The sequence below is a fragment of the Desulfuromonadales bacterium genome (genome assembly GCA_035620395.1).
Classification (GTDB): domain Bacteria; phylum Desulfobacterota; class Desulfuromonadia; order Desulfuromonadales; family DASPGW01; genus DASPGW01.
The window spans coordinates 1-4,917 of record DASPGW010000109.1 but is presented as its reverse complement, the minus strand read 5'-3'; the positions used below and the strand labels follow the sequence as shown (position 1 = coordinate 4,917).

General features: G+C 60.2%; 5 protein-coding genes. 2 read left to right on the top strand and 3 right to left on the bottom strand.

Annotated elements, in window-relative coordinates; genetic code table 11:
- The 3 genes from VD811_06100 to VD811_06090 all read right to left on the bottom strand — a co-directional run.
- The coding region (locus VD811_06100; protein ID HXV20543.1) for a VOC family protein at window positions 1–251 on the bottom strand (251 nt) is incomplete at its 3' end.
- 226 nt (window positions 252–477) lie between these two features.
- Window positions 478–654: a MarR family transcriptional regulator gene (locus tag VD811_06095; protein HXV20542.1), complete on the bottom strand. Its 177-nt coding sequence runs from the start codon at window positions 652–654 to the stop codon at window positions 478–480.
- A 56-nt stretch (window positions 655–710) separates the two neighbouring features.
- Window positions 711–1,082, bottom strand: coding sequence for a pyridoxamine 5'-phosphate oxidase family protein (locus tag VD811_06090; protein ID HXV20541.1), 372 nt, complete (start codon window positions 1,080–1,082; stop codon window positions 711–713).
- A gap of 211 nt (window positions 1,083–1,293) precedes the next feature.
- On the opposite strand from VD811_06090, the gene VD811_06085 reads away from it, so the two are divergent.
- Both VD811_06085 and hypF read left to right on the top strand, forming a co-directional pair.
- Entirely contained in the window at window positions 1,294–2,688 is a 1,395-nt protein-coding gene (locus tag VD811_06085) for a PLP-dependent aminotransferase family protein (GenBank protein HXV20540.1), read from the top strand.
- 299 nt (window positions 2,689–2,987) lie between these two features.
- Window positions 2,988–4,917: carbamoyltransferase HypF (gene hypF, locus VD811_06080; protein ID HXV20539.1), on the top strand; the 1,930-nt coding region annotated here is incomplete at its 3' end.

The window sequence follows — 4,917 nt, the reverse complement described above, 5'->3', positions numbered from 1 at the left end:
GTTGCGATCTGAAAAGAGAATGCTTCGTTGTGCTTGAACTCGGGGCCGCCGTTGAGCCCGAGGCAGGGAATGCCCATCACGGTAAACCAAACCGTCAACACATCCCCTTTCTTCCCGGAAGGGAAGTCTCCCGGGGCGCGGTACACGGCCCCTACGGACGAATCGGGAAAGGTCTTGGCGTAAAAATGCGCCGCGGCCTCGGCGTCGCCATCGTACCAAAGGCAAATCGTGTTCTTTGCTGGCTTGACCATGTCACTCCTCCATCAAGATGGGCCTTCTGTGGCTGAAGTCAACGATGCGCTCGCAGTCTGCGAGCATTGGCGGACATTTCCCTATCAACATTTTACCGTCTCTCAGGCACTAAAAACCCTCGGCCGCCGGATCTAGGGATTTTCTTACTGACCAGCCGATTCTGACTTGCTTGCATTGCCTGAAATAACTGCTGTGACACCCTGAACTGAGGCGGAGGGCATTTAGCTAGGCCGGCGTCCAATAACACCGCTTCGGCGAAACAATCTTTTCCTCCTTTTTCAACTGCTCCATCGCCTTGTCAACTTCCTTTCGGTCCAACCCGCCAAGCTCGGCTATCTTGCCCGCATTGAGGGGTTGACCTGCGTTGCGTAGCACTTCGAGAACCGTTTCCTTGCTGTTCATTAGCGTGCTCCTTGAGTAGGTGGCGTCAAATGTTGACCTTCCCGGCAGAGGATTTATCACCACGTCTGGGTAGCGGAGTCGATTGTGACGGTGAGAGTTGCCCGCAGCCAGCTAAATGTCGATTTCAAGGCATCGTAGTCGGGGCCGGATGTCACGAATGCCGCCTTCCCCTTGATCAGAAACCCGGCCCCGGTTCCATGCAGGCCCTTGACTTTGCTGCTGCCGAGGGTGATCAACACCTCGGGATTGTGCTTGATGTTTTCTTCCGTCTTGTGCATGTAGCCGGCAGGAATCAGCATGCGGCCTTCGGGTGAGATGCGGATGTAGCTGTTCCAGGTATTGACCATGTGTGGTCCATCCTTGCCCAGAGTGGCGATTGCGACAACACCATCTGTTTTGAGAATCTCTTGCAATTTTTCCGGGATCATACTCAATCTCCTGTCGTGAATGGGGTTCTTGGCTGAAGACAGCCATAGAGTATTTGATTGCTGACCCCATCAAAAGGTACAATTCACGAAAAAAACATGGGGGCAGATGATTTCTCAGATACCTGGAAAAGTCCCACCCCCCCGGAAACTTGGGTCTTCCACGCAAAGCGGCTCGTAATTCCGAACCGTTCCCTTTGCTTGAGGTGAAGTCGTGTTTACTCTGAACGCCGATGACGTCACGCCACTTTATCGACAGCTCTACCAGCAGATTCGCGACCAGGTCCTGACAGGCGAACTCCCGGCGCATTCCAGGCTCCCCTCGATTCGCGAACTGGCCGTTGAGCTGGAAACAAGCCGCAATACGGTCGAGGGCGCTCTCCAGGAATTGTGCGCCGAGGGGTATCTCTACAGCCAGGCGCGAAGCGGATACTATGTTTCGAGCATTGATCAGGAACTCACCTTAATAGATCATACGGTTTCGCCGCAACAGGACCTTCATCCCAAACTGGCGGAACGTTACCGCTACGACTTTCATCCTGCACGACTCGACCCGGATATTTTCCCCTCGGCTCTCTGGCGTAAATGCCTCATTGATGGGCTTCGATCAGACGCCGGGGCTTTTTCTCAGTATAGCGAGCCACAGGGAGAATGGGGCTTGCGTTGCAATCTTCAAAATTATCTGGAACGTTCACGCGGCGTGCACTGTTCGCCCGACCAGATCGTGGTCTGTTCCGGATTGCAGCAGGGTCTGGACGTGGTTACACAACTCATCAGAGGCCGGCACCGCTCTGTAGCCGTAGAGAACCCCGGTTATCCTCTTCCGCGTGAGCTCTTCCGCAATCAAGGCTTCACTATTGCACCCATCGATATCGGTCCCAGCGGACTCGACCTGAACGAACTCAAGGCGAGTGCGTGCACCGTTGCTTATATCACCCCGTCGCACCAAATGCCGCTGGGGCATGTGATGCCGGTGGCCAGCCGGTTGGAACTGATCTCCTGGTCGAAACAGGGAGAAAGGCTGATCATCGAAGACGATTACGACAGTGAGCTTCGCTATGTCGGGAAGCCGATATCCTCACTTCAGGGATTGCATTCCCAAGGCAACATCATTTATATGGGAACCTTCTCCAAGGTATTCTCTCCGTCGTTGCGCCTGAGTTACATGGTTCTCCCGCGCACCATGGTGGATGACTACAAGCGACTTTTCCGCAATTATCTCTGTCCCGTCCCTCTGCTCGTACAAAGGGCGATGATCCTGTTCATGGAGCGGGGGCACTGGGACCAGCACCTCCGCCGTTGCCGGATCTTTTATCGGAAGAAGCATGGTGTAATGCTGAAGGCGATCGAGCAATCTTTCAGATCGAGTGTCAGGGTGATTGGCCAGGGAGCAGGCCTCCATGTCGTACTTGAATTGACCGACGGCCTGACCAATGAAGCCGGGTTGATAGATCGGGCAAAACAGAAGGGCTGTCGGCTATTGCCATTTTCCGATTTCTTCGCTTCGGGGAGTCCTGGGACAAATAAGCTGTTGTTAGGATTTGGCGGAGTCAGTATCAATGAGATCCCGCAAGGAGTGCAAACCCTCTCGACGCTCCTCGGGAAATAATAACAGCGCCAGGTAACTTGTCCTGCGAACCACAACTTTTCGGACATCTGTCAGAGTTTAGCGGCCGGGGATTAATCATCCAATAGCAAGTTCTCAGATATTCGAGGGACTTTCCAGCCAGCAACCGACCCTGCTTTCTCCCTGTAGCGTCTCAACCTCTACCAATAGCCGGGGGACCAGGACCTGTCTTGAGTTGTTCCACAAGAGGCAGGTGGATGTCCATTCGTATCATTGCCCGTTGCCCTGCACCTCCCGGCGGTGGTAAAAAAGAGCAAAACTTCTCGTCCGCAGGGTGTGTAATGAGCGATTTGCAGCGCAAGAGAATTTCCATTGAAGGGATCGTCCAGGGGGTGGGCTTTCGTCCCTTCGTCTACCAGGCCGCCCGCAAGTGGGGGGTGGCCGGCTGGGTGCGCAACGACAGTCGCGGCGTGACCGTCGAGGCGGAAGGTCCGCTGCACCGGTTGGCCGGTTTTCTCTGGGCGCTGCGCGAGGATATCCCGCCCCTCGCCTCGATCTCCCGCTTCGAGATGGCCGACCTGCCGGCCTCCGGCGCGGCGGGCTTCGTCATCCGCGAGAGCGAAGGAGGAGCGGCGAAGAGGGCGCAGATCGCCCCCGATACCTGCGTCTGCCCCGACTGCCTCGACGAGCTCTTCGACCCGGCGGACCGCCGCTACCGCTACCCCTTCATCAACTGCACCAACTGCGGGCCGCGCTACAGCATCGTCACCGCCATTCCCTACGACCGCCGCCATACCACCATGGTCGATTTTCCCCTGTGTGCGGCCTGCCGGGCCGAGTATGACGATCCCGCCGCGCGCCGCTTCCACGCCCAGCCCAACGCCTGCCCGGAGTGCGGCCCGCAGCTGAGGCTGCTCGACGGCCAGGGGCGCCCGCTGGCCGCCGAAGACCCGGTCGCGGCGGCTATCGGATTGCTGCGGCAGGGGCAGATCGTTGCGGTGAAGGGGCTGGGCGGCTACCATCTGGCGGTCGATGCGGCCAACGATGCGGCGGTGCGCGAGCTGCGCCGGCGGAAAAGCCGCGACGAGAAGCCCTTCGCCCTGATGTCGTATTCCGCCGCCGACATCCTCCGCTACGCCGACGCCGACGAGGGCGAGCTGCGCCTGCTCGGCGGCGTCGAGCGCCCCATCGTGCTGCTGCGGCAGAAGGCCGGGCATCCCCTGTCGCCGGCGGTCGCCCCGCGCAACCGCTACTTCGGCGTGATGCTCCCCTATACGCCCCTGCACTACCTGCTGCTCAAGGATTCGTTCCCGGCGCTGGTGATGACCAGCGGCAACCGCTCCGACGAGCCGATCGTCTATGAGGACGGCGAGGCGGCCGCAAGGCTTGCCGGCATTGCCGATGCCTTCCTCGTTCATGACCGGCGCATCGAGACCCGCACCGACGACTCCATTGCCCGGGTCATGGCCGGCAAGGCGCTGCTGCTGCGCCGCTCCCGCGGCTACGTGCCGCGGGGCATTTTCCTCCCCCGTCCGCAGCCCTCCGTGCTGGCGCTGGGGGCCGAACTGAAGAACGCCGTCTGCCTCACCCGGGACGACCGGGCGTTTCTCAGTCAGCACATCGGCGATCTGCAGAACGCCGCGGCCTGCGCCTCCTTCGAACGAACCATCGGCCACCTGCAGCGGATTCTCGAACTTAAGCCGCAGATCGTCGCGCACGACCTGCACCCCGACTACCACTCGACCCGCTATGCCGAGGGGATTGCCGGGGTCCGCAGGGTGGCGGTGCAGCACCACCACGCCCACCTGGCGAGCTGCCTGGCCGAGCACGGGGTGGCAGGGGAAGCGATCGGCGTGATCTTCGACGGCATCGGCTACGGAGCCGACGGCAGGATCTGGGGCGGGGAGTTCCTGGTCGGGGATTATCGCGGCTACCGGCGGGTGGGGCATTTCGCCTACCTGCCGATGCCCGGCGGCGACGCGGCGACGCGGGAGCCGTTCCGCATGGCCCTGAGCTGCCTGCACCACACCTACGGCAACGACCTGCCGCCGCTGCCGGTGGTCGCGGCGATTCCGGAGCCGGAGCGCCGGCTGCTGCTGCAGATGATCGAGAAAGGGGTGAACAGCCCGCTCACCTCGAGTTGCGGCCGGCTCTTCGACGCCGTCGCCGCCCTCTGCGGCCTGCGCGACCGGATCAGTTACGAGGGGCAGGCGGCGCTGGAACTGGAGATGGCGATCGAGGGGGAAGCAGAAGCGGGGTACTACCCCTACG